The sequence below is a fragment of the Trinickia mobilis genome (genome assembly GCF_017315705.1).
In the GTDB taxonomy this organism is placed as follows: Bacteria; Pseudomonadota; Gammaproteobacteria; order Burkholderiales; family Burkholderiaceae; genus Trinickia_A; species Trinickia_A mobilis.
Map to the genome: position 1 here is coordinate 179,212 of NZ_JAFLRF010000001.1, position 24,859 is coordinate 204,070.

The 24,859-nt window shown below is 66.6% G+C and carries 19 protein-coding genes; 9 read left to right on the forward strand and 10 right to left on the reverse strand.

Translation table 11 applies throughout. From position 1 onward, the window contains the following. Positions 1 to 16 precede the first annotated feature (16 nt). Positions 17 to 2,167 carry a TonB-dependent receptor gene (locus tag J3489_RS00885; protein ID WP_206995248.1) on the reverse strand — a complete coding sequence of 717 codons (2,151 nt, stop codon included), beginning with the start codon at positions 2,165 to 2,167 and terminating at the stop codon, positions 17 to 19. Positions 2,168 to 2,616: 449 nt separating this feature from the next. On the opposite strand from J3489_RS00885, the gene J3489_RS00890 reads away from it, so the two are divergent. Together J3489_RS00890 and J3489_RS00895 are read left to right on the forward strand one after the other, a co-directional pair. After that, the gene (locus J3489_RS00890; protein ID WP_206995251.1) at positions 2,617 to 3,705 is read left to right on the forward strand and encodes an OpgC domain-containing protein; all 1,089 of its coding nucleotides are present in this window, start codon (positions 2,617 to 2,619) and stop codon (positions 3,703 to 3,705) included. 116 nt (positions 3,706 to 3,821) lie between these two features. Further along, positions 3,822 to 4,670: an alpha/beta hydrolase gene (locus J3489_RS00895; RefSeq protein WP_206995253.1), complete on the forward strand. Its 849-nt coding sequence runs from the start codon at positions 3,822 to 3,824 to the stop codon at positions 4,668 to 4,670. A gap of 31 nt (positions 4,671 to 4,701) precedes the next feature. Here J3489_RS00895 and J3489_RS00900 read toward each other — a convergent pair whose 3' ends face one another. After that, positions 4,702 to 5,769: an AI-2E family transporter gene (locus tag J3489_RS00900; RefSeq protein WP_206995255.1), complete on the reverse strand. Its 1,068-nt coding sequence runs from the start codon at positions 5,767 to 5,769 to the stop codon at positions 4,702 to 4,704. A gap of 188 nt (positions 5,770 to 5,957) precedes the next feature. Between J3489_RS00900 and J3489_RS00905 the strand changes: the two genes are divergently transcribed. Beyond that, complete coding sequence (locus tag J3489_RS00905) at positions 5,958 to 7,634, forward strand: S10 family peptidase (protein ID WP_206995257.1); 1,677 nt, start codon at positions 5,958 to 5,960, stop codon at positions 7,632 to 7,634. On the opposite strand, the gene J3489_RS00910 is transcribed toward J3489_RS00905, so the two are convergent. From J3489_RS00910 to J3489_RS00940, 7 genes are all read right to left on the reverse strand, one after another. Then, complete coding sequence (locus tag J3489_RS00910; RefSeq protein ID WP_309491305.1) at positions 7,604 to 8,416, reverse strand: DUF899 domain-containing protein; 813 nt, start codon at positions 8,414 to 8,416, stop codon at positions 7,604 to 7,606. The two genes, J3489_RS00905 and J3489_RS00910, sit on opposite strands and share 31 nt — an antisense overlap. 10 nt (positions 8,417 to 8,426) lie before the next feature. Continuing rightward, on the reverse strand, positions 8,427 to 8,861 hold the full coding sequence (locus J3489_RS00915) for an SRPBCC family protein (RefSeq protein WP_206995259.1): 435 nt from the start codon (positions 8,859 to 8,861) through the stop codon (positions 8,427 to 8,429). Further along, positions 8,771 to 9,190: an ArsR/SmtB family transcription factor gene (locus J3489_RS00920; protein WP_206995261.1), complete on the reverse strand. Its 420-nt coding sequence runs from the start codon at positions 9,188 to 9,190 to the stop codon at positions 8,771 to 8,773. The genes J3489_RS00915 and J3489_RS00920 overlap by 91 nt, the downstream gene beginning before the upstream one ends. A 68-nt stretch (positions 9,191 to 9,258) precedes the next feature. After that, on the reverse strand, positions 9,259 to 10,353 hold the full coding sequence (locus J3489_RS00925; RefSeq protein ID WP_309491306.1) for a porin: 1,095 nt from the start codon (positions 10,351 to 10,353) through the stop codon (positions 9,259 to 9,261). 53 nt (positions 10,354 to 10,406) lie between these two features. After that, entirely contained in the window at positions 10,407 to 11,123 is a 717-nt protein-coding gene (locus tag J3489_RS00930) for a TSUP family transporter (protein ID WP_309491307.1), read from the reverse strand. Then, positions 11,120 to 12,622, reverse strand: coding sequence for an amidohydrolase family protein (locus J3489_RS00935; protein ID WP_206995272.1), 1,503 nt, complete (start codon positions 12,620 to 12,622; stop codon positions 11,120 to 11,122). Before J3489_RS00935 ends, J3489_RS00930 begins: the two co-directional genes overlap by 4 nt. Before the next feature lie 49 nt (positions 12,623 to 12,671). Then, the gene (locus tag J3489_RS00940) at positions 12,672 to 14,069 is read right to left on the reverse strand and encodes a uracil-xanthine permease family protein (RefSeq protein ID WP_206995275.1); all 1,398 of its coding nucleotides are present in this window, start codon (positions 14,067 to 14,069) and stop codon (positions 12,672 to 12,674) included. 322 nt (positions 14,070 to 14,391) lie between these two features. Here J3489_RS00940 and J3489_RS00945 point away from each other — a divergent pair, with 322 nt between their 5' ends. Beyond that, on the forward strand, positions 14,392 to 15,474 hold the full coding sequence (locus J3489_RS00945) for a LacI family DNA-binding transcriptional regulator (RefSeq protein WP_206995277.1): 1,083 nt from the start codon (positions 14,392 to 14,394) through the stop codon (positions 15,472 to 15,474). A 71-nt stretch (positions 15,475 to 15,545) separates the two neighbouring features. Further along, positions 15,546 to 16,943: an MFS transporter gene (locus J3489_RS00950; protein WP_206995278.1), complete on the forward strand. Its 1,398-nt coding sequence runs from the start codon at positions 15,546 to 15,548 to the stop codon at positions 16,941 to 16,943. 217 nt (positions 16,944 to 17,160) lie between these two features. On the opposite strand, the gene J3489_RS00955 is transcribed toward J3489_RS00950, so the two are convergent. Beyond that, positions 17,161 to 18,135, reverse strand: a complete 975-nt coding sequence (locus J3489_RS00955; RefSeq protein WP_206995280.1) for a LysR family transcriptional regulator — start codon at positions 18,133 to 18,135, stop codon at positions 17,161 to 17,163. A gap of 222 nt (positions 18,136 to 18,357) precedes the next feature. Between J3489_RS00955 and J3489_RS00960 the strand changes: the two genes are divergently transcribed. The 4 genes from J3489_RS00960 to J3489_RS00975 all read left to right on the forward strand — a co-directional run bounded on the left by J3489_RS00960 (position 18,358) and on the right by J3489_RS00975 (position 24,848). Then, the gene (locus J3489_RS00960; protein ID WP_242539680.1) at positions 18,358 to 19,332 is read left to right on the forward strand and encodes an AraC family transcriptional regulator; all 975 of its coding nucleotides are present in this window, start codon (positions 18,358 to 18,360) and stop codon (positions 19,330 to 19,332) included. Between the two features lie 286 nt (positions 19,333 to 19,618). Further along, on the forward strand, positions 19,619 to 20,194 hold the full coding sequence (locus J3489_RS00965; protein ID WP_206995283.1) for a DUF2760 domain-containing protein: 576 nt from the start codon (positions 19,619 to 19,621) through the stop codon (positions 20,192 to 20,194). Continuing rightward, the gene (locus tag J3489_RS00970) at positions 20,191 to 22,038 is read left to right on the forward strand and encodes an Hsp70 family protein (protein ID WP_206995285.1); all 1,848 of its coding nucleotides are present in this window, start codon (positions 20,191 to 20,193) and stop codon (positions 22,036 to 22,038) included. The genes J3489_RS00965 and J3489_RS00970 overlap by 4 nt, the downstream gene beginning before the upstream one ends. Positions 22,039 to 22,055: 17 nt before the next feature. Continuing rightward, positions 22,056 to 24,848 (forward strand): Hsp70 family protein, encoded by a 2,793-nt coding sequence (locus tag J3489_RS00975; protein ID WP_206995287.1) that lies wholly within the window; start codon positions 22,056 to 22,058, stop codon positions 24,846 to 24,848. Positions 24,849 to 24,859 lie beyond the last annotated feature (11 nt).

Sequence of the window (24,859 nt, forward strand, 5' to 3'; positions counted from 1 at the left end):
TGATGTGCGCCGCGCATCAGAAGGTCTTGGTGATGCCCGCATAGATCGCGCGCTCCGGGCCGTATTGCGGCGCCTGGACCCCGATGCCGGAGCCGTTGCGCAATTCGTAGACGCGGTCGAACGCATTGACGAGCACGAGACGCGCCGAGAATTTGCCGATCATCGGCTCGTCGAAACGCTCGATGACTGCGAGGTTCATCTGCGCGTACCACGGCAGCTTGTCCGTATTCGCAAAGCCGCTGCGCAGGCCGCTGCCCACGGTTCCGTCGGCCGTCAGCGTGGTCCTGCCGAACGTATACGAGCCGCCGAACGATGCCGTCACGCGCTGATCGTGATCGAGGTACACCCAGTTGCTTGCGATGTAGCTCAACTCTTGCGGCGTGAAATTGTATTGCGCCGATTCGACGTTCTTGCCCTGCGCATTGCTGTACGCGATGTTCAGGTAGGCGGAGACGTTGTCCTTCTTGTAGCTCGTCGTGAATTCGACGCCATACACGCGGCCGTACTGATAGTTGAACGGCGCGAAGATCAGTGCGGTGCCGAACTGGCCGAGGTCGAGCAGGTCGCTCGCCTGCTTGTAGTACGCGTCGAGGCCGACCGTGAGGTTCGGCGTCAGCCGCTGCTCGACCCCGACATCGAAATAATGGTCGCGCTCGGGCTTCACCGGATCGTTTTGCGTCGTCGCACTTTGATTGGTCGTGCCGTTGAAGAGGTTGATCTGCGAATTGGATACCAGTTCGAAAGCGGGCGGCGTGAAATAGCGCGCGTAGCCCGCGTGCAGCGTCGTCGCGTTGGTCGGCTGATAGACGAGGCCGATGCGCGGGCTCAGCTGGCTCGCGTCGACATACTCGTTCATCTTGTCGTAGCGCACGCCGTAGTTCAGCGTCAGCTTGTCGGCGAGCTTCCATTCGTCCTGCACATAGACGCTGTACAGGTAGCCGGTCTTGTTGCTCGAATCGGCGATCGTGGTCGGCTGATCGGAAGTCTGGTTGCCGCCGGCGTCCACGGGAAAGACCGCGACGCTGTCGTTGAACACCGCGTCTTCCCGCTCGACCATCACGCCCGCGCGCAACGTGTGCTTGTCGTTGAGGCGGTAGACGGTGTCCGCCTGCACGCCGTTCGCCCAGTCGCTGTGAAAATCCGTCGACGCGACGCCGTTGAAAATCAAGTCCCCGATCGGATCGGGGTTGAACTGCGTGCGCGAATAGCGCGTGAAGAGCGCCACCTGATAGTCGAGCGCGCCGCCGTTCGTGCCCTGCAACGCGAGCACCGCGAACTGGTTCAGTTCCGACTGCGTTTCGTTGAGGTCGGCGGAATCGAATGCCGGGGTGCCGGCCAGCGTGAATTGGGGCGGCAGGCCCGGCGTATTCGGCAACTGGAACTGGTTGCTCGACGTGCCGAACATCAGGCTCACGCGCGTGAGCGGATCGATCAGGTACGACATGTAGCCGAAGCCGTTGCCCTGCCGCGTGTGGTCGTGCAGCGGGCTGCCGTCGGAAGTCGGCGCCTCGATGCCGAGGTTGTTCTCACCGAGCGTACCGGAGAAGTAGTAGCTCAACGGTCCTTGCGAACCGAACACGTCGGCGCTCGTCTGCAGCGTTTGATGACTGCCGCCATAGACGTCGATCGACCCGCCATTGCCGAGGTCGCCCGTTTTCGTGCGGATGTCGACGATGCCCGCCGTCCGGTCGCCGTACTGCGCGGGCAGCGCGCCGGTCACGAGGTTCACCTGGTCGATGATCCGCGTATCGAACGATTGGCCGAAGCCGCTGATCGGCTCGGGAATGATGATGCCGTTGATCCGGTACTGCAGGTCGGCGTGGTCGCCGCGCACGTGAAGCTGCCCGTATGAATCGTCCGCGACGCCCGGCGCTTGCAGCAGCACTTGATTCAGCGCGGTGTTCCCGCCCTGCGGCATCGCGTCGATATCGGCCTGCGTGATGCGATACACGCTCGCCCCGATCTCGGGCTGGAAACCGTTGCGTGCACGGTCGAGGCGCTGCGCGTCGACGTTCACGTCAAGCGCGTTTCCCTTCTCGAGCGCGACGTCATGATCGGTGACGATGCCGGTGAGCGGCACGCCATCCGCTGCGGCCGACGCCTGGAACGAGGCCGTCTGGGCAAACAGCAGCCATGCCGCGCGCGCTATGAATTTGCGGTGGTTCATCTTTCTTGTTCTGCGTAGTGGGAAATTCTCTTGCCGCTTGGCGTTCGGGACGCCCGCGAGGAGACGGCCGCGAAGCAGTTGCTTTCACGTTCGGCCGCACCGCGATGCCCCACCCCGAGAGACGATATAACGTATCCGATCGGAGATGATATAACGTATCAAATTCGACCTGCAACAAAGTTCTTAAGCACGTTGAGCCGCGCCAGGCCGAACCGAATCCAGCACCCCGTCAATTTTGGTAATAATTTCGAAAGATTTTCGCAAGCCGGGACGGAACCCTGACTCGACGGGCAGGTCCCTCAGACTTGTCTCGCAGTCGATCCCCTCGTCTGCCCCGCCGGCTTGGCGCCAACCGTTTCGATCCGGCGCCGCCCCGCAACGCCAATTCCCAGCCAGGCGCCAAGTCCCGCTCATCGAGCGGGACTTGGCGCCTGGCCGTTTCAGACACTATGCAAAGATCACAACGCTTCGTCGAACTGGACTTCCTGCGCGGACTCGTGCTCCTCGTCATCGTCGTCGATCACATCGGCGGCAGCATCCTGTCGCGCTTCACGCTGCACACCTACGCGTTCTGCGACGCCGCCGAAGTCTTCGTCTTCCTCGGCGGCTATGCGACCGCCACCGCGTATCTGTCGCTAGCCGAAAAGCACGACGAAACCGCCGCCCGCCAGCGCTTCCTGCGCCGCGCGCTCGAAATCTACCGCGCGTTTCTCGTGACCGCCGGCCTCATGCTCGTGATCAGCGCGGCGCTGGTCGCGCTGGGCATGGACGAAGCGCCCAATCTCGCGTACGCCGATCTCGACAGCCTCACGAGCGCCCCGTTCCAGACGCTCTTCGACATCCTGCTGCTGCGGCGCCAGCCCTATCTGGCGTCGGTGCTGCCGATGTACGCGTGCTTCGCGCTGGCCGTGCCGCTCGCGTTGCCCCTCGCGCGCAAAGAGCCGTGGCGGCTCGCCGCCGCCAGCGTCGTGCTGTGGGCGGCAGCGAGCCGCATCCTCCCCTACCTGCCCGCCGCCGGCGACATGCATTGGGACTTCAACCCGTTCGCGTGGCAGCTCGTGTTCGTGCTGGGCGTGCTCGCGCGCTGCCAGCCGGTCTACCAGCGCGTGAGCGCGTCGCACTACGGGCCGCTCGTCAGCGCGGCTGCGCTCTCGCTGATCGCGGTGCTGTGCGTCGCCAAGCTGTCCGGCATCCCCGCAGCGCTGCGTCCCGAATTCAAGCCGAACCTCGCGTGGCTGCGCGTCGTGAATTTCCTCGCGATCGCCTGGCTCGCGGCGGACCTGATCCGCGCCGGCTGGACCAGGAAGGCCGCGCTTTGGCTGCCGTGGATCGGCACGGTCGGCCGCAAGGGGCTGCTCTGCTTTATCGCCGGCACGGCGATTTCGCTGATCGTCGATTCCATCCTGTACACGGTGACCGACGGCCTGCTCGACGTGCCGCTCGGCCTCGCCGCCGACGCCGTCGCGATCGCCGCGCTCTTGGCCGTGGCGAAGGTCTACGGGCCGCTCGCGCGCGTGCTGGCGTTCAAGACCAGTTGAAACCCGAAACGCGCGCGCCGCCGCCAGCGCCTGTGCATGCGAAAAACAATCCCTGGCCACTGGTAGCATTGGGCCCCCGAGCGCTTTTGCCGCGGCCCGCTCCACTCTCGACGCTCATGCGCACCCTCCTCTATTTCCTTGCCGTGCTCGTCTGCGTGACTGCGCAAGCGCCTTCGTTCGCGAGCACCGTTGCGGCGCGCTCGTTCCGCTCGGAAGCACTCGGCCGGGAATGGTCGTACACGATCTACCTGCCGACGGGCTATCGCATCGATGGCCCGCGCTACCCGGTGCTCTATCTGCTGCACGGCAATCACGGGGACGCCAACGACTGGATCACGCAGGGCCAGTTGCAGGCGACGGTCGATCAGCTCATCGAGCGCAAGGAGATTCCGCCCGTCGTGATCGTGATGCCGCAGGCCGGCACCGATTGGTATGTGGATCGCAAGGAAAAGATGCAAACGGCGTTTTTCAACGACCTGCTGCCCGAGATCGAAACGCACTACGCCGTCTCGAACCAGCGCAGCGGACGCGCGATCGGCGGGGTCTCGATGGGCGGCTTCGGCGCGTTGCGCTATGCGCTGCTCGCGCCGGACCAGTTCTGCGCGGCGCTGCTGCTGAGCCCGGCGATCTATGCGGACGTGCCGCCGCTCAGCTCGGCTGCGCGCTACGTCGGCGTATTCGGCGACCGGCAATTCGATCCGCACATCTGGCACGAGCTCAACTATCCGGCGCTATGGAGCGCCTATTTGAGCCGGCCGTGGCGGCTGCCGTTCTTCATCGCCGCTGGAGACGACGACCTCGTGATCCAGGCCGAAGCCGGCGCGCTGTATACGCACCTGCGGCAGGCGAACAATCCGGCGGCGTTGCGGATCGTCGGCGGCGGGCACACTTGGGATGTCTGGCGCGGACTGATCGGTGCCGGGCTCAAGTACACGCTCGATTGCGTGAAGGGGAGCGGCAAGTAAGCGTCGGCGGCGCGCGGCTGGCGGCGCGCGCCTATCGCACCCACTCGCTCCACAACACGGTCAGCACGGTCATCAGCGCGGGGCCGATGAAAAGCCCGATGAAGCCGAAGGTCTGCGCGCCCCCGAGGATGCCGAACAGCACCAGGAGAAACGGCAGGCGCGTCGATCCGCCGATCAACAGCGGCCGCACCAAATGCTCGGCGGCGAAGACCACGACGACACCGAACACCACCACGCCGATCGCCGCGACGGTCGCGCCTTGCGTGAAGAGCCACAAAGCGGCGCCGCAAAAAACCAGCGGCGCGCAGAACGGCAGCATCGCCGCAATCGCGGTCAAGAGGCCGAGCACCGCGGCGTGCGGCACGCCGCTCGCGAGGTAGGCGATGCCCAAGAGCGCACCCTCCCCCAATCCGACCACCACGAGACCGCTGACCGTGCCGCGCACGGCCGCCGCCATGCGCACCGCAAGGAGTGCGCCGTGGGGGCCGAAGGCACGGCGCGCGCCCTTGAGCAGATTGCTGCTCAACTGCGGCCCGGCCTGGAAAATCACGAACAGCGTGACGAGCGTGAACACGAACACGACGAGCCCGTGCGCCGCCACCGTGCCGAAGTGCCGGCCGAGCGTGACGACCGTGCCGCCGTGCAGCGCCTTCATCGCGGGCGAGCCCTGCAACGGCAGCGCGAGGTTGTCCTGCCACCACGACGCGACCTGCGCCGAGCCGAGCGGCAAGTGCGCGACGAAGTCCGGCACCGGAATGCCGCTGGCCTCGATCACTCTGAGCCACGCGACGAACTCGCGCACTTCGCTCACGGCCTGCGCGAACACGAGCACGAACGGCAGCACGACGAGCAGCCCGACCGCGGCGGTCACCGTCACCGCGACGAGCGTGGTGCGGGTGTGCGAACCGCAAAGCGCTTCGAAGCGCGCCAAGAGCGGCCAAAGCGTGATCGCGATCACGACGGCCCACGCCACGGCCGGAATGAAGTCGCGCATCACCCAGAGGGCGAGCAAGACGAGCGCCGCGTAGAGGACCGTCGACGCGACGCGCTGGATCTTTCGATGGTTCGGTTCGATGTCGGCGGGATTTTCTTCAGCCATGGCAATTCTTCAAGCGAGTTCGTTGCAATCACAACCGTTCGGCGAACGCCCGCGAAAAACGCGCGGACGCAGCACGAACGGTCCATCCGCGACATCTTAAAGGATTGCTTCAAATCATTGACTTGACACGCGACTTTGCGAAGAATCGGAGCCACTCCCGGCGGCGCCGCACCTCAATCGGACCGACTATGCGCTATCGCTTCGCAATCTCGCTGCACGGTTTCATTGCAGCGTCGGCAGCCACGATCGCCGTCGCACTGGCTTCATCCCCGAGCTTGGCCGCGCATGCGGATGCGTCCGCGACGGCAGCCGTGCCCGCACATGCAGATTCGTCCGCGACGGCAGCCGTGCCCGCACATGCGGATTCATCCGCGACGGCAGCCGTGCCCGTTCCACCCGAAACGTCGAGCGTCACGCGCCATTCGATCCGGATCGACGGCCATAAGCTCGACTACACCGCGACTGCGGGCAACCTGCTGTTGCGCGACAACGCGGGCGAGCCTGAAGCCAGCGTCTTCTACGTCGCCTACACCGTCAGCGCCCCGAAGGAAGTCCCCCGCCCCGAAGGAAGTCCCCTTGGGGGACTGCGGGACACGAAAACGCCCGCGCAGCGCCCCGTCACGTTTCTGTTCAACGGCGGGCCGGGCTCCGGCAGCGTCTTTCTCTTGATCGGCTCGGTAGGACCGAAACGCGTGCGCACCACGAGCCCCGCCGTGACCCCGCCCGCGCCCTACGTCCTCGCCGACAACCCCGACAGCCTGCTCGACAAAAGCGATCTCGTGTTCGTCGATGCAGTCGGCACCGGCTTTTCGAGGACCGTCGGCCACGCGACCGGCAAGCAGTTCTGGGGCGTCGACGAAGATCTCAACGCGTTCGCGCATTTCATCGAGCGCTATTTGACGGTCAACCAGCGCTGGAACTCGCCGAAGTTCCTGATCGGCGAATCGTACGGCACGGCACGCGCCGCGATGCTCGCCTACAAGCTGGATCAAGAGAACATGACGCTTAACGGCGTCGTGCTGTTGTCGTCGGTGCTCAACTCGGGCCTGCATACGCCCGGCTACGACCTCGTCGACCCGCGCTATCTGCCCACCTACGCCGCAATCGCGTGGTATCACGGCAAGCTCGACCCGAAGCCCGCCGATTTGCCGAGCTTTCTCGATGAAGTCCGCGCCTTCGCAACCGGCCCCTACGCGCAGGCGCTCGCGAAAGGCGACGCGCTCAGCGACCCGGAACGCGACGCGGTCGCCGAGCAAGTGGCGCGCTACACGGGCCTCGATGTCCGATTCGTAAAGGCATCGCGCCTGCGCATCTGGCCGTCGCGCTTTCGCAAGGAGTTGCTGCGCGGCGAGTCGCGCACGGTGGGCCGCTACGACGGCCGCTTCGAAGGCATCGATATCGACGACGCGTCCGACAGCCCCGACGACGACGCGTCGGTGAGCGGCATCTCGAGCGCATTCGACGCCGCGCTCCATCAGCACCTCGCGCACGACCTGCACTACGTCGCGCAGGATCGCTACCGCGTCTCCAACGAAGCGGCGCTCAAGCAATGGAACTGGAAGCACCGCGAATGGTGGGGCGAAGAACTGACCGAACCCTATGCGGCCGGCGATCTCGCGCAAGCGATGCGGCAGAATCCGCGCTTGCAGGTGCTCGCGGCGAACGGCTATTTCGATCTCGCGACGCCGTTCTTCGCAACCGAGTACGACTTGTCGCACATGGAGCTCGACCCGTTGCTGCGCGCGAACATCCGCATCACGTACTACCCCACCGGCCACATGATCTATCTCGACGACGTGGCGCTGCACGCATTGAAGCGCGACTTGGCGCGCTTCTACGACGCCTCCCTTGCGGCGTCGCCGTAGCTGTCGTGGCGCTTCACCCAGTCCATCAGGTTATGGCCCGGACCGTTTTCCTCGCGTCCCTTCGGCACGAGATCGAGGAAGCTGTACGTGCCGATGAATGCCTCCGTCCCGCGGGCGAAAGTCGAGTACGTATGGAACACCTCGCCGGCTTCGTTCTTGTAGAAGACGCTGATGCCGGGATATTCGTCGCCGTCGAAGTCGCAGGCTTCGTAGTTGTAGACGACGTGGCCGTTCTCGATTGTCTCCGGCGTGAACGACACGTGGAAGTCCTGGTTGAAGTCGGTCGCGAGCGACGACACCCATTTGAAGTGCCAGTTCATGCGCTTCTTGTACGCGTCGAGCTTCGCAAGCGGGGCGCGCGAAATCGCCACGAACGACACGTCGCGATGATTCAGATGCATGAGCACGCCTTCGAGGTGGTCCGCCATGAACGAGCACCCCGTGCACCCTTCTTGCCAATCGGGACCGAACATGAAGTGCTGAACGATCAGCTGGCTGCGCTGCCCGAATAGATCCGCGAGCGTTTCCTTGCCGTTCGGGCCGTCGAACACGTACGTCTTGTCGAGCTTGACCCACGGCAATTCGCGCCGCTGCTGAGCGAGCGCATCGCGCGCCCTCGTCAGTTCCTTTTCGCGCTTGAGCAGCGCCTTGCGCGCCGCGATCCATGCTTCGCTTGAGACCACTTCGTGGGTTTCCATCGATGCCTCCCGCCGGGCCGCCCCAAGGGAGGCATCGGCCCCCTCGGGGGGCAGCGAACGATAGTGAGCTTGGGGGTCGTTCATGATTTCTCCTTCAGGGTAAGGCCAGAAACTGCGGCAGCTTGTCGAGCAGGTTCATCCACCCCGCAAGGTGATGATCGCGCGCCGCTTCGTCGAAGAACTGTTCGTGCGTGAGGCTGAGCAGCGTGCCGCTGCCTTCGCGCCGGAACACGATCGTCACGAGCGATTGGCGCTCGGGCGTGCTGCGCCAGGCCCAGGTGAACACGAGCTTTTGGTCCGGCACCACTTCGCGGTATTCGCCGCTCACGTCGTAATCCTCGCCGTCGGGCGAGCGCATGAGGATCCGAAAGCGCCCGCCGACGCGCAGATCCACTTCGGCGAGCGACGCCTCGATCTCGCCCGGCCCCCACCACCGCACTAGCTTCTGCGGGTCCGTCCACGCGCTGAAGACGGTTTGCGGGGCGGCGTCGAGCCTGCGCTGGAGGGTGAGGCTGGGTTTGGCGGACATGAATCCTCCTCGATGAATGCGCTCAGGCGATCGAGTTGTTCAGACCAGAACCGTTCGTAGCGTGCAAGCCAGTCGAGCGCTTCCTGCATCGGGCCGGCGGTCAGCGCGCACGCGACCGTGCGGCCGGTTTTCGTGCGGGCGATGAGCCCGGCGTCGGACAGCACGTCGAGATGCTTCATGACCGCCGGCAGCGACATCGCGAACGGCTGCGCCAGTTCGCTGACCGACATGCTGCGCCGGCCGACGAGCTGTGCGAGCAGCGCCCTGCGCGTCGGGTCGGCCAGCGCGGCGAAGGTGCGGTCCAGAGCGGAGTCTTGATACTTAACCATTGGGTTAAGTGTAGACGCGGATTCGACGGTGTCAAGGGCGTTTTTTTAAGCGCGCCGAGCGTCGAAGATCAGAAGAAGTGGTGGAGGCCCGCGAGTATCGCCGTTTGACGATTCGTCGACGAAGCGCCGATGCCGAGCGTGTCCGCCACCGCGTTCGATGAAGCACGCTCGACCATCACGTCGACGTAGAGCTGAGTCGCCTTGGACAAGGAGTAGACGTTGGCCACCGTGAGTTGCGTCCAGCGTTGTCCATTGAGCGTCGCGGTCCATCCTCCGAGAGCGATCTGTTCCGCCGGCGTGATCTGCACATTCGCCCCTGCGTCGACAGCTCGAAAATGCTCCACATCGCCCGGGCGCTCGATCCGCACCTGCGTCGCGACGGCATGCAGCAGCACCCGGCCGAGCTGGTAGCTGCCGCCGAGGCCCAGGTTCGTCACGCTGTCCGCGACGAAGGGTGCGCCGCCCGCGAGGTTCACGCCTTCGAAGCGGGTGAGCCCGAAACCGGAGCCGAGATTGAGCGTTCGATCGTGGTACTGCGAGTACGCCGCGGCGAGCGTCAAAGGGCCGTTCGCGTAGTTCGCGCCGAAACTGAAGCTGCGTCCCGCGGTGCTGCTGGCCGTGCTGCCCGGAAAGCCGTACATCGCGCCGATGCTCAGGCCTCCGAACCACACTGGGCTGCGATACTTGAGCGCACTCGACCATTCGACCGGCACCGTATTGCCGAGGCCGTCAACATTGCCGGGATGGAACGCGGAGAAATCGCCGAGTGCCTGTCCGGTCGACAGCGGCCCCAGCATTTCGAAGTGCCAGTCGGTCATGCGCCCCAGCGTGACGGTGCCGAGCTCGTTATCCGACAGCCCCACGAACGCCTGCCGATTGAAGAGGACGCCCGCACTCGACATCGAACCGTTGATGGTCGAGAAGCCGCTTTCGAGCTTGAAAATCGTCTTCCGGCCGCCGCCCAGGTCTTCGCTGCCGGTCAGCCCCCATCGGTCTGCCTGAAACGTCCCCTGCTCCGCAATGAACGTCGAGCTGCCGTGCAGATTGCTCACGTACCCGACGCCCGCGTCCGTGCTGCCGTACAAGGTCACATTGCTTTGCGCGTATGCCGCGTTCGCGGCGGCGCTCATCATCAGCGGCATCAGCCAAATTCTACTTTTCACTTTGTCATCCTAACGATATTGACGAATGGAATTTCGGGTATCGCCAACGCGGGTTATCGGAGCGTCTGGTAGAGAATCAGTGCGCCGGAAAGGATCGCGAACGCCATCACGGCGACGCGCAGCGCCGGTCCTTCGAAACGGTGATGCGCGATGCGGCTCGCCAGCGCGCCAGCGGCGACACCGGGTATCAGCGCGAGCGCGGGCAGAATCGTCTCGGCGCGCACGTGGCCGGAGACGCACAGCAGCACGAGCGACACGATCTCGCCGATGGCGAAACACAGCGCGATCGTCGCGCGCAACACGGGCGCGCGCTGATGCTGGAACACCATGGCGAGCGCCGGGCCGCCGATGCCCGTCGCGGTCTCGGTGACGCCGGTCACCGCCCCCGCGACGACGAACGCGTTGCGCCCGGGCGCGAACGACGGCGCGCACAGCGTCACCACGGCGGCGGCGATCGTCGAGACCCCGATCAACAGGTTCAAGTCATGCGCGGAAATCCGGCTCACGATCCAGACGCCGGCGAGCGCACCGACGATGCGGCCGAGCGAGATCCAAAGCGTGCCGTGCGAATCGACCGACGGCCGTTCGCGCCACGACACGTACACGTTGAGCGGCACCATCAGGATCAAGAGCGCGGCCGGCAGCAATGCGGGCTCGACGAGGCCGATCACCGGAGCGGCGATCAGCGCGAAACCGACGCCCACCGCACCCTGCACGAACGCAGCAACGACGACGACGAAGAACAGCAGCAGGAACGTGGCGAGCGTCACGGCGACACCTCCTTTGCGACGCCGCCGGCGGCGGCCCATGCGTCTTCGCCAGCCCGGCCCGCCGCCGGACGCGCAAGCGGAAGATCGCGCATGCGCTCGGCCTCCCCCTGATGCACGCGCGTAATCGATGCACGCGCAACCACTTCGGCGGCCGCCGCATCGATGTCGCGCAACCAGCCGCGGGCATCCCAATCGAGCGGCCAGCCGCGCCAGAGCCGCAAGCGCCCGGCGACGAACACGCCGACGATTTGCTCGCGGTTCGCGAGCCGCACGAGTTCCCATTCGAGGTCCCACGACGGCTTCATTTCCGGCACGTCGATATCGACAAGCAGAAAATCCGCGGCATGCTGCGGCGCAATCGAGCCGATCGTCGCGCCAAGGCGCAGCGCGTCGGCCGATCCGCCGAGCGCATGCCGCAGCCAGAGCTGTCCGCCGCCGCATGATGCGTCGCCCGTCGCGAGACCGAACGCGAGACGTTGCGACGCTTCGGCGGCATCGACGAGACGAAACGCGTCGCTGCGGGTGCCGTCGGTGCCGAGCCCGACGCGGATCCCAAGCGCGCTCATCTGCATCGCGGGCGCCACGGCGTTGCCCTTCCACTGGCTCGCGACCGGGTTGTACGCGACGGCGGCGCCTGTGTCGCGCAGCAGGCACAGCTCGTGAGGCGTGACGAGCGTCGCGTGCGCGATCAGCGTCTGGGCGCCAAGGGCCCCGGCGTGATGGAGATGCTCGATCGGCCGCAGCTTGCGATTGACGAGCGAGCGCTCGACCGACGCCAGGTGCTCGTTCGCATGCGTCTGAAACACGCTGCCGCTTTCCCCGCAGAGGTTCGCGACGGCGCGCAGCACGTCGTCGGTCGCCGCCTCGGGAATCGACACCGCGAGCGATGGACGCACCAGCGGATCGCTCTCCCAACGAGACAGGTGCTGGCTCGCCTGCCGCACGATCTGCGCGCGCTCGATCTGGACCGCGCCGTCGCTCACGTTGTTGCAGACGAGCCCGAGCACGCAGCGCACGCCCGCGTCGCGCGTCGCCGCGGCAATCGGCGCGCCGTCGCCCGCCGCGCGCGTGCCCGCATCGCAAACGGTCGTGAAACCGCCGCGCAACGCTTCGAGCGCGGCGAGCTTCGCGCTCATGTAGAGCAGCCGCTCGTCGAGGCAACGTTCGAGCGGCACCCAGATGCGCCGATAGATTTCCGACGGCTCGCCGAACGCCAGCGCCTTGCCGAACGATTGCGTCAAGTGGTGATGCGTATCGACGAAGCCCGGCATCAACAGCTTGCCGGGCAGAGGCTTGGCGCTCAGATGCGGATACCTTGAGACGACGGCCTCGAGCCGGTCGACGCATGCGAACCGGCCGCGCTCGATCACGACGCCATAGCCCTGCGCCGGACCGTCGTCCAGCAGGACGTACTCGGGCGCAAGCAGCATCGGTGCGGCGCTGAAATCGTCGGGCGCGGGCTCGTACGGTTCGCGCGATGCGAAAGTCGTTAGGGACATGGATTCCTCCGTGACAGGTTTCTTGAACGAAATAGGGGTGTCGATCGCCCTAGCGTGCGGCAGGCGCCGCTTCCTCATCGCACGCGGCGGCGGCCGCCGCTGCGCTTTCGCCGGCAGGCGCTGCCGCGGGCCGGCGCATGCTCAGCTTCAAGTGATGAAAGACGATGTTGACGAGCACGGCCGTCAGCGCGCCCATGGCAAGGCCGTTGTTCAGCACGATCTGCAAATTGGCGGGAAAACGGGCGTAGATGCCGGGCACGACGATCGGCAGGAAGCCCATCGTCATCGCCGAGGCGAGCGTGTACATGTTGGCGCGCGAGCGCAGGTCGATGTCCCGCAGCAGGCTGATGCCCATCACGCCGATGATCGAAAACACGATCAGCGCCGTGCCGCCGACCACCGCGGACGGAATCGCATTCGCGAGCCGCCCGAGCGGCGCGCACACGGCAATCGCGACGAGCAGCACGCCGGCCGTCGCGGTGACGAAGCGCGAGCGCACGCCGGTCGCTTCGACGATGCCGATGTTCTCGCTGCTCGTGATGATCAGCGACGTGCCCAGCAAGCCGCCGATCAGCGACATCAGCGCGTCGCCGCGAATCGTGCGCGGCACTGCATCGCTCGCGTCGATCTTGCGGCCGACGACTTCGGCAATCGCGATGGTCTGCCCGGTCGCCTCGGCCATCGAGATGATGCTGAAGATCAAAAGCGGCAGCGCAGCCACGAGATTGAAGTGCGGCATGCCGAACGGCAGGAGCTCGGGCGCGGTCAGGACGGCGCCGCTGAACACCTCGCCGCAGTGCATGGCCCCGAGCGCGGCGCCGAGCGCCGAGCCGGCAAGGAGACCCAGCAGCACGGCGAGCTGTCCGGCCGCGCCCTTGAACAGCTTGGCGAAGGCGACCGTAAACGCAATCGTCGCGAGCGCGAGGCCGATGTTCAACGGGCTGCCGAACTCGGCGCTGCCGGGCCGCCCGACGATCACCACGCCGTAGATCTTGATCAGGTTCGCCGCAACCAGGATCAGCATCGTGCCGATCACGATGCGCGGGAAAAAGCGCAGGCACCGCGTGAAGACCGGAAGCAGCAGCACATAGCAGAGTGCGGTCAGCACGACGGCGCCGGCGGCGGTCTGCAGGTCGGTCTGCTGCGCGATCATCACGAACAGCACGACCGGCGCGCCGCCGGGCACCATCACGAACGGCAGCCGCGCACCGAACCGCCACGGGCCGAACGACTGCAGCAGCGTGCCGAGGCCGCAGACAAGGAACGTCGCGCTGATCAGGTCGATCGTGAGCGGCCCGGCCAGGCCGAGCGCCTTGGCGACCAGGAACACGGCTGTAATCGGCGACGCGGCGACCACCAGCACATGCTGCATGCCGAACAGGATCAGCTTGGCGAGCGGCAGGCGCTCGTCGACGGGATGCGGCGGGGTACGGCTACGGCTCGACATGGCGGCTACCTCCTCTGTTGCGCGGCAGGCGATGACTGTCGCGCGGATCGAAACGGCAAACGGTAGGGGGTCGGCTCGACCCCAAATCGATTTGGGATCGTGGCAAAAAAAATTGGGCTCCCCAAATCGATTTCGGAAACAGATTCGTGCATTCAAATTGTTGCGTCAAGTGGAATAACCGCGTGCCGCGAATCAGGTTTACCCGCATTTTTGTGAAGATTGCGCGGAACGGCCCGTTGCCTCAGCCGCCGTGTCCGCCGCTTGCGCGGCCGCGGCGCTGCCACTACGCTGACGCTCTTGCCGGCCCGGCGAGCCGCCTCGCATGCGAGACGCGCCAACGGGCTTCATCGAACGCCTTTGGGATTTCGCCATCGATACGCCGCCCTCCCTTCCCCGCCGCCCGACCATCGCCGACGTAGCGCGCGAAGCGGGCGTGTCGCGGACCACCGTCTCCCACGCGCTGAACGACAAAGGCTATGTCGACCCGCACACGCGCGAACGCGTGAAACAGGTCGCACGACAGCTCGGCTACCGCCCCAACGTGCGCGCGCAGCGGTTGCGCACCGGAGAAGCACGGACGATCGCGCTGGTCTCGTCGATGCCGTTCGAGATCGCAGGCGGCGCATCGCGGCTCGGCTTCCTGATGGAAGTTGCCGCCGTGGCCGCCGCCGCCGCACTGACACGCGGGCTCGCGCTCGTGCTCGTTCCGCCGCTCACGACCGGGCGCCTGCCGCTCGAGCAGCTCGACATCGACGGCGCAATCGTCATCGAACCGACCCGCGACGATCCCAACCTCGCGCACCTGCAAAGCCGCGGGTTGCCGGTCGTCTGCGTCGGCCGCTTTCCCGGCGACGACACCGTGCCCTATGTCGACCTGCACTCGGAGACCACCACGACGCTGCTGCTGAATCACTTGCGCGATGAAGGCGCCGAGCACATCGCACTGGTAGTCGGGGTCCAGCAGCGCAATTCATACCTCGACGCGCTCGGCAGCTACCGCGCGTTTTGCGCACGGCACGGCATCGAGCCGATCGTCGCGCAAGCGGATGAGGCCGGCGGCGAAGACGCCGGCCACGATGCCTGTGCGCGTCTGCTGCAACAGCACCCGCGGCTCGACGCGCTCTGCGTGCCGGTCGACGCGTTCGCTGTCGGCGCCGTGCGGGCGGTCGGCGAGCGCGGATTGCGCATTCCCGATGACATCAAGATCGTCACGCGTTACGACGGCGTGCGTGCGCGCAGCTGCAAACCGCCGCTCACCGCGGTCGATCTGCATCTGGACGACATATCCTCGCTGGCGGTCGATCTGCTCTTCTCGCATCTCGGCGGCAAACTGGAGCCTTTCGCGCACGAGCCGCCCGCGCCGAGGCTCGTGATTCGCGAGTCTTCGGTGAAGGGGGCGTCGTGAACGGCCCCCAATGTGATTGAAGTAGGCGCATAATCTGCGCTTTGCCGCCGCCATCGCTCGCGCTGTCTTCCATGCCGCTTGCCATCAAAGCTTTCATCGTCCCCCTGATCGTCGCCTGCGCGATGTTCATGGAAAGCAGCGATGCCAACATCATCGTCACGGCACTCCCCTCGATGGCGCGCGATTTCGGCAGCGATCCGGTCGCGCTCAAGATCGCGGTCATCAGTTACGTGATGGGGCTCGGCGTTTTCATCCCGGTGTGCGGATGGTTCGCCGACCGCTTCGGCGCCCGCACCATCTTCCGCACGGCAATCGGCATCTTCGTGGCCGGCTCGCTGCTGTGCGCCGCTGCGAATTCCTTGGGCACTTTCACGATCGCGCGCTTCGTCCAAGGCGTGGGCGGCGCGATGATGGTGCCGGTGGGACGCATCATCATTTTCCGTGTCGTGCCGAAGGCCGAGTTCGTGCGCGCGATGAACTACCTGAGCCTGCCGGCACTTCTGGCGCCCGCGGTCGCGCCGCTGCTCGGCGGGTTCATCACCACCTATCTGCACTGGCGCCTGATCTTCTTCATCAACGTGCCGATCGGCGTGCTCGGCATCTACCTGACCAACAAGTACATCGTCAATTCGCACGAGCCTCATCCGGGTCCGCTCGACTGGATCGGCTTCTTGCTGTCCGCGTTCGGCGCGTCGGCGTTGCTGCTGGGGTTGTCGCTGATCGACGGCGAGCTCGTCCCGGCGCGCACCGCGTTCGAATTGTGCGTGGTCGGCGCGCTGTTGCTCGTGCTCTACGTGCTGTATGCGCAGCGCGCGGCACGTCCGCTCCTCGACCTCGCGTTCCTGCGCATTCCCACCTATCGGGCCAGCGTGCTCGGCGGCTCGATGTTCCGCATCGGGCTCGGCGCCGTGCCGTTCCTGTTGCCGCTCACGCTGCAGGAAGGGCTTGGCATGTCGGCGTTCCAGTCGGGCGCGATCACGTGTGCGTCGGCGTTCGGCGGCATGTTCATGCGCTCGCTCACGTCGACCGTGCTGCGCCGCTTCGGCTTTCGCACCGTGCTGCTCTACAACGCGGTCTTTTCCGGCATCGCGATTGCCGCCTGCGGCATGTTCATTCCGGGCATGCCGGTCTGGGCGATCTGGGTGATCGTGCTGTTCGGCGGCTTTTTCCCCGCGCTGCAATTCACGAGCCTCAATTCGATGATCTACGCCGATATCGACAGCCGCGACGCCGGCCGCGCGACGAGCCTCGGCAGCGTCGTGCAGCAGATGTCGCTCGGGCTCGGCGTGACGGTCGCGGGGATCGTGCTGCAAATCTCGCGCGCGGCGCATGGGCACGCGCACATCATGTGGTCGGATTTCTGGCCGGCGTTCGTCGTGGTCGGGTTGTTTCCGTTCGGTTCGATTCCGATCACGCGGCGGTTGTCGGCTGATGCCGGGGATGAGATTGCGCGGGGGACGCGGGGGTGAGCGGGGGTGAGCGGATTTGCCCGATCACACATGTCCCGCTAATACCGATCACCGCAGATTCACCCGCAGCTTCCCGCGCAGACGGCGGGCCTGCCGCTCGCGGCCGCCTCGGAGAGCGGGACGCCGAGCGGGACGAAAAACGCGCCGATGGCGGCGCGTTTCTTCAGGAGTGAGCGGCGGGTTGCAGGTACGGATCTTGGCGAAACCGAAGTGCGGCTCAGTTCACCGCGTCGGGTTGCATGCCGCGCAGCAGTTGACGCACGCGCGACATGTCCTTGCCGACCAGCTCGGCCTGCTCGAACAGCTCGGCGAGCCAATCGACGAACGCGCGCACGCGCGGCGAGACGCGGCGGTTCTTCAGATAGGCGACCGACACCGGCACGGGCACCGGCGTGTAGCGCGGCAGCACTTCCTTGAGCAGCCCCGAATTCAGATACGGCTGTGCGGCAATCCGCGACGGCTGGATCAAGCCGAGCCCTTCGAGCCCGCATGCGAGATACGCATGCTCGTCGGCGACTTGCACGAAGCCTTCGACCTTGACGGTCGTCACGCGGCCCGCGTCTTCGAAATCGAATTCGGCGCCGCGCCCGACGGTGGTGCCCGCGGCGGCCATGCAGTTGACGGCCACGTGCCCGTCCAGATCGTCGAGCGTCTCGGGCGTGCCGTGCCGGGCGAGGTAGTCGGGGCTCGCGCAGGTGACTTGCTCGAGCACGCCGAGCCGCCGCGCGACCAGGCCCGAGTCGGGCAGCTCGCCGAGCTGGATGCTGCAATCCACCGCCTCGCCCACCAGATCGACCGCCCGATTGCTCAAGCCGATCGCGAGGTCGACATTCGGAAAGCGCGCATGAAAATCGTCGAGCGCGGGAAACACGAGCGCCGTGGCCACCGCGCCCGGCATTTCGACGCGCAGACGCCCGCGCAGGTTGTCGGTCGCATCGCGCAGGCCCGCTTCCATTTCGTCGATGTCGGCGAGGATCTGCACGCAGCGCTCGTAGTACGCGGCGCCTTCGGCGGTGAGGTTCAAACGGCGCGTCGTGCGCTGGAGCAACTGCACGCCGAGCATGGCTTCGAGATTCTGGACGATGGTTGTGGCGGTCGCGCGCGGAATGTCGAGCGAAAGGGCGGCGCGCGTGAAGCTTTGAGTATCGACGATACGAACGAAAGTACGCATCGCCTGGACGCGGTCGATCACGGGCTTTTCTCCTGGCAAGCGAAGATGCGGCACGGACATTCGCGGCAGCAAAAGGCGGAGTCCGTCAGGGCTCCCATCGTAAGGATCGGACACCAGCCGGTGAATACCTGAATATCTCGAAGGCTTGCCTATTTCTCTTGCCGTGCACTCAATGGCAGCGTTAGATGCTAGATTTCAAGCCAGATTCTCTTATATACCGATAGTCTAGGGACTGCTCTCATCATGGATACGACTACCCCGGCGACTTCCTTCGTGAGCCCCGCGCAGCAGCGGATGGTCGAATTGCTCGCCAAGCTGGCGCCCGCCGAGGGCTATACGCCTTCGCGTCTCGACGGCGTCAAGTTCATACGCTCGAGCCGTGCTCATCCGCGCCAGGCGGCGATGTACGAGCCGAGCATCGTGATTCTGTGCCAGGGCCGCAAGCGCGGCTTTCTCGGCGACAAGGTGTTCGTCTACGACGCGCAGCAATATCTCGTGTTCTCGGTGCCGCTGCCGTTCGAAGTCGAGACCGAGGCGAGCGAGGCAGAGCCGCTGCTCGGCATCAAGATCCGCGTCGACCTGACGATGGCGGCGGAATTGCTGCTGCAGATCGACGACGGGCACACCACGGCCATCAGCGAGCCGCAAGGCATCTACTCGACGCCGCTCGATAAGCCGTTCAGCGATGCGGTGCTGCGTCTTTTGGAGGCGCTCCGGTCGCCATTGGACGCGCGCGTCCTCGGGCCGTCGATCCTGCGCGAGATCTGCTTTCGCGTGCTGACCGGCGTGCAAGGCAATGCGATTCGCGCGGCGCTCACGTATCAGCACCACTTCGGCCGCATCGCCAAAGCCTTGCGCCGCATTCACTCCGACTATCGCAGCGATCTCGACGTCGACACGCTCGCGAGCGAAGCGGGCATGAGCCTTGCGGTGTTTCACGCGCAATTCAAGGCAGTGACGTCGACCTCGCCCATGCAGTACGTGAAGACCACGCGCTTGCATCAGGCGCGTTTGCTGATGCTGCAGGACGGGATGAACGCGAGCACGGCGGCGGCGCGGGTCGGCTATGAGAGCGCTTCGCAGTTCAGCCGCGAGTTCAAGCGGCTGTTCGGAATCAGTCCCGTCGACGAGATGCGGCGCCTGCGCACGGGAAGCGGCGATGCGTCCCCACAACAACCGGAGCCGCCTGCGCCCCCGCGCTATGTGACGACGACCTGAACGCTGGGTTTCGCGCCGGACGCCAGCCCGGCGCGCGCTTCGAAAGCGTTCCCGGCCGCTTGCGCAACGCAAGCCGGACGCCGCTCGCCGACGTCGGTCAGTACGTTTCAAAAAATGCGCCAATGAAGTCCAACTACAATAACGCCCAAGCCGGCGCCCGGCGCGAGCTTCCGCTTGCCGCCCGACCAGCGCGCCACAGGGTGCAATCGCACTCGCGCCTTTCAATCCGATTTCATTTCTCGCCGCCACGGGCCACGTGCCGCGCGCCGAATACCAGGAGCCGCTTATGACCGACTCGAACGGGTCTTTTTTCGGGAGATTGTCTCTCGCAGCCGGAACGTTCTTCCGCATCCTCGGCGACCGCGAACTCGCCGCCCGCGTGCGCAGCGTGCGCGAGGCGCAGGGCATCGCGCCGGCGCCTGCCGTGCCGCAACCGAAACCGCAACCGCAGCCTCAGCCCGTCGTTCGCACCCTGAAGGAGGCCACGCCCGATGCGGCGCTCCAGCTTCTCGGGCTCATGCAGCGTGAGGCGCGCTTCATCGACTTCATCGAGGAAGACGTGGTCGGCTACTCCGACACCGATATCGGCGCCGCGGCGCGTCTCGTGCATGACGGCTGCCGCCGCGTGCTGCGCGAGCACTTCACCATCCGCCCGGTGCGCGACGAAGCTGAAGGCAGCCGCGTGACGGTGCCCGACGGCTTCGACGCCGCCTCGATCCGCCTGACGGGCAACGTCGTCGGCAAGCCGCCGTTTCAAGGCAGCATCAGCCACCGCGGCTGGCGTGTCGCCGAAGTCCGCCTGCCGAAGCTGGCCGAGAGCCATGACGCTTCCGTGATCGCCCCCGCAGAGGTGGAACTATGAACGGCCCGCGCTACGCCATAGGCATCGACCTGGGCACGACCCACTGCGCGCTGTCGTACGTCGACCTCACCGCCAGCGACGGCGACAAGACCGCTCAGCAAGTCCTGCCGGTCGCCCAGCTCACCGCGCCGGGCGCCGTCGGCGAACTCGACCTGCTGCCCTCCTTTCTCTATCTGCCGCATCCGAACGAACTCGCCGCGGGCGATCTGAGCCTGCCGTGGACCGCCGAGCGCGACTTCGCGATCGGCGAACTCGCGCGCAGCCGCGGCGCGGGCACGCCGATCCGCTTGGTGTCGAGCGCGAAAAGCTGGCTCTGCCACCCGGGCGTCGATCGCCGCGCGGCGATCCTGCCCAACGATGCGCCCGAGGAAGTCGTCCGCGTGTCGCCGCTCGAAGCGTCGGTGCGCTACCTGACGCACCTGCGCGAAGCGTGGAATCACGCCCATCCCGATGCGCCGTTCGCCGAACAGGACGTCACCGTCACCATTCCGGCGTCGTTCGACCCCGCCGCCCGCGAGCTGACCGCCGAAGCCGCGCAAGCCGCCGGCTATACGCGCATGACGCTCCTCGAAGAACCGCAGGCCGCGCTCTACAGCTGGATTCAGAAAAGCGGCGGACAGTGGCGCAAGCAAGTGAAAGTCGGCGACATCATCCTCGTCGTCGATGTCGGCGGCGGCACGACCGACTTGTCGCTGATCGCCGTGGTCGAGCGCGAAGGCAATCTCGAACTGCATCGTGTCGCGGTGGGCGAGCACATCCTGCTCGGCGGCGACAACATGGATCTCGCGCTCGCGCACGTCGTCGCCCGCAAGCTCGCAGCGCTCGGCACGCAGGCGGACCCGTGGCAGTTGCGCGCGCTCACCTACGCGTGCCGCACCGCGAAGGAGACGCTGCTCACGCGCGACGGCCTCGATGCGGCGCCGCTCGTCGTGCCAAGCCGCGGCTCCAAGCTGATCGGCGGCTCGATCCGCACGGAACTGACGCGCGCCGAACTCACGCAGACGATCCTCGAAGGCTTCTTCCCGCAAGTCGAAAGCGCGGCGCGCCCGATGAGCCGCGCCCGTGCGGGCCTCACGCAGCTGGGCCTGCCGTATGCGCAGGATGCCGCCGTGACGCGGCATCTCGCGGCGTTCCTGTCGCGGCAGGCGGGCGCGCTGGCCGATCTCGACGGGGTGCAGGTTCAGGCCAAGGAAGGCGCGACGTTCCTGCATCCCACCGCCGTGCTCTTCAACGGCGGCGTGTTCAAGTCGGCGCTGCTGGTCGAGCGCATTCTTCAAACGCTCAACGGCTGGCTTGCCGCGGAAGGCGCGCCCGCCGCGCGGCTCCTCGAAGGCGCGGACCTCGATCTCGCCGTGGCGCGCGGCGCCGCGTACTACGGCCACGTGCGGCGCGGCAACGGCGTACGCATCCGCGGCGGCACCGCGCGTTCGTACTACGTCGCCGTCGAATCGGCGATGCCCGCCGTGCCGGGGCTCGAGCCGCCGATTCAGGCGCTCTGCGTCGCGCCGTTCGGCATGGAAGAAGGCACCGATGCCGAGCTGCCCGCGCAGGAATTCGGCCTCGTCGTCGGCGAGCCCGTGCACTTCCGCTTCTTCGGCTCGTCCGTGCGCCGCCAGGATCAGGTCGGCACGCTGCTCGACTTCTGGCAGCCCGACGAATTGCAGGAACTGGAAGAGATCGAGGCCACGCTGCCGCCCGAAGGCCGCACGCCCGGCGAGATCGTGCCGGTGAAGCTGCATGCGCGCGTGACCGAAGCCGGGACGCTCGAACTCGAAGCCGTGCCGCGCGGCAGCAGCGAGCGCTGGAAAGTCGAGTTCGACGTGCGCGGCGGCATCGGCGGTTGAATCGGCGATTGAGCGCGATGAAGCCGTACATCGTCGGGATCGATCTCGGCACGAGCAATACCGTCGTCGCGTATGCCGAAGCGGGCGGCAAGGACATCCGCGTCTTCGACATCGAGCAGCTGGTGAGCGTGGGCGAAGTGGCGGCGCGTCCGATGCTGCCGTCGGTCCGCTATCACGCCGCGGCCGGGGAGCTGAACGAGGACGCGCTGGCACTGCCGTGGCAAGACGCGGATGCGCAGCTTGGAGCGCCGCAGCCCGCCGTCGTCGGCCGCCTCGCGCGTGCGCTCGGCGCGCAGGTGCCGGGGCGGCTCGTCGCGAGCGCCAAGAGCTGGCTGTCGCATGCTTCGGTCGATCGTCTCGCGCCGATCCTGCCGTGGGGTGCCGGCGACGAAGTCGGCAAGGTGTCGCCGGTCACCGCCAGCGCGAGCTATCTCGCACACGTGCGCGCGGCGTGGAACCACCGATTCCCGCATGCGCGGCTCGAAGATCAGGAAGTGGTGCTGACCGTGCCCGCCTCGTTCGACGAGGGCGCGCGTGCCTTGACGCTCGAAGCGGCGCGCATCGCGAAGCTGCCCGCGTTGCGCTTGCTCGAAGAACCCCAGGCAGCGTTCTACGACTGGCTGTTCCATCATCGCGACACGCTTCGCGACGCGCTCGCGCAAACGCGCCTCGTGCTGATCTGCGACGTGGGCGGCGGCACGACCGACCTCACGCTCGTCAAAGTGCAGATCGAGGACGGCGAGCCGCGGCTCACCCGGATCGGCGTCGGCAACCATCTGATGCTCGGCGGCGACAACATGGATCTCGCGCTCGCGCATCTTGTCGAAGCGCGCATCGCGGCGGGCGAACAGCGGCTGTCGGCGGCGCACCTGTCGCAACTCGTCGAGCGCTGCCGCGCCGCGAAAGAGCAACTGCTGGACGCGCGCGCGCCCGATTCGACGCCGATCACGCTGCTCGGCTCGGGCTCGAAGCTGATCGGCGGCGCGCGCTCGGTCGACGTGACGCGGCAGGAAGCCGAGCGCGTGATCGTCGACGGCTTCCTTCCGCAAGTGGCGTCGAGCGAGCGCCCGCGGCGAGCGCGCGGCGCCATCGTCGAATTCGGCCTGCCTTATGCGAGCGACCCGGCCATTACGCGCCACGTCGCCGCGTTTCTGAGCCAGCACGCCGCGCAATCGCGCAACGCGCTGGGCTTGCCGGAAACGAGCGGCGAGACAGGCAACCCCGGTGCGCTGCCGATGCCCGACACGCTGCTGCTCAACGGCGGCGTGTTCCGCGCGAAGGCACTGGAACAGCGTCTCGCCGATACGCTCGGCGCCTGGCGCGGCGCGCCGCTCAACGTGCTGCAGAACGCCAACCCCGACGTGGCCGTCGCACGCGGCGCGGTCGCCTATGCGCTCGCGCGCGCCGGCAGCGCGCCGCGCATCGGCGGAGGCTCCGCGCGCAGCTACTTCCTCGTGCTCGACGGCGGCCAGGACACGCCGCGCGGCGTCTGCCTGCTGCCGCGCGGCACCGAAGAAGGTCAGGAGATCCCGCTCGCGGATCGCACGTTCGCGCTGCGGCTCGGCTCGCCGGTACGTTTCCACCTGGCGTCGTCCGTCGCCGACGCCGCGTATCGGCCGGGCGAACTGGCCGATCTCGCGTCGAGCGATTTCGTGCGCCTGCCGCCGATCGCGACCGTCGTGGCCCCGCGCGGCGCGAGCGGCCCCGGCGAGACGCCGGTTCAGCTTGCCACCGCGCTGACCGAGGTCGGCACGCTGCAGGTGCACTGCATCGAGACGGCCGACGTGTCCCAACGCTGGCTGCTCGAATTCCAATTGCGGCGTGACGACGCAACAGTCGAGCTATCCGGCGCCCCCGCCCATCCCGCGCTCGGCGACGCGATCGACCAGATCGACCGCATCTTCGGCTCGCGTTCGCACGATGTCGGCGCGAAAGACGTCAAGCGGCTGCGCGCGCAACTCGAACACACCCTCGGACCGCGCGACACATGGGACAGCGCCCTGCTCCGCGAACTCTTCGGCGCGCTATGGGAGCGCGTGCGCAGACGGCGCCGATCCGCCGATCACGAACGCCTCTGGCTGAACCTCGCCGGCTTCTGCGTGCGGCCGGGGTTCGGCTACCCGCTCGACGAATGGCGCGTCGAACAGCTTTGGTCGCTGTTCGACGACGGCATCCAGTACATCAACGAGAGCCAGGTGTGGTCGGAATGGTGGACGCTGTGGCGCCGCGCAGCCGGCGGACTCGGCGAAGAGGCGCAACTGCGTGTGCTCGACGCGATGGACTATCTGCGCAAGACCGCCAGCTCCAAACGGCAGAAGTCGCCGTTCGATCCGGCCAAGGTGGGCTTTGCCGATATGGTCCGCCTTTGCGCGTCGCTCGAGCGCATTCCGGTCGAACGCAAGATCGAAATCGCAGAGCGGCAGCTCACGCAACTGCGCAAGTCTTCCGAGAATCAGCAGAACTGGTGGGCGATCGGCCGCATCGGCGCGCGGCGGCCGTTCTACGGCAGCGCCCATACGGTCGTGCCGCCCGAGGTCGCCGGCCCCTGGCTCGACGCGATCCTCGCGCTCGATTGGAAGAAAGTCGACCCGGCCGCGTTTGCCGCCGTCCAGATCGCGCGCATGACGGGCGACCGGTCCCGGGACTTGCCGCCTGAAATGCGCGAGACGGTCGTGCGGCGGCTCGAAGCCCTCGACGCGTCGCAGGCATGGGTCACGATGGTTCGCGAAACCGTCGCGCTCGACGATGCCGACACCGGCCGCGTGTTCGGTGAATCGCTGCCTGCGGGGTTGAAGCTGATCGGCGCCTGACGGCGCCTGAA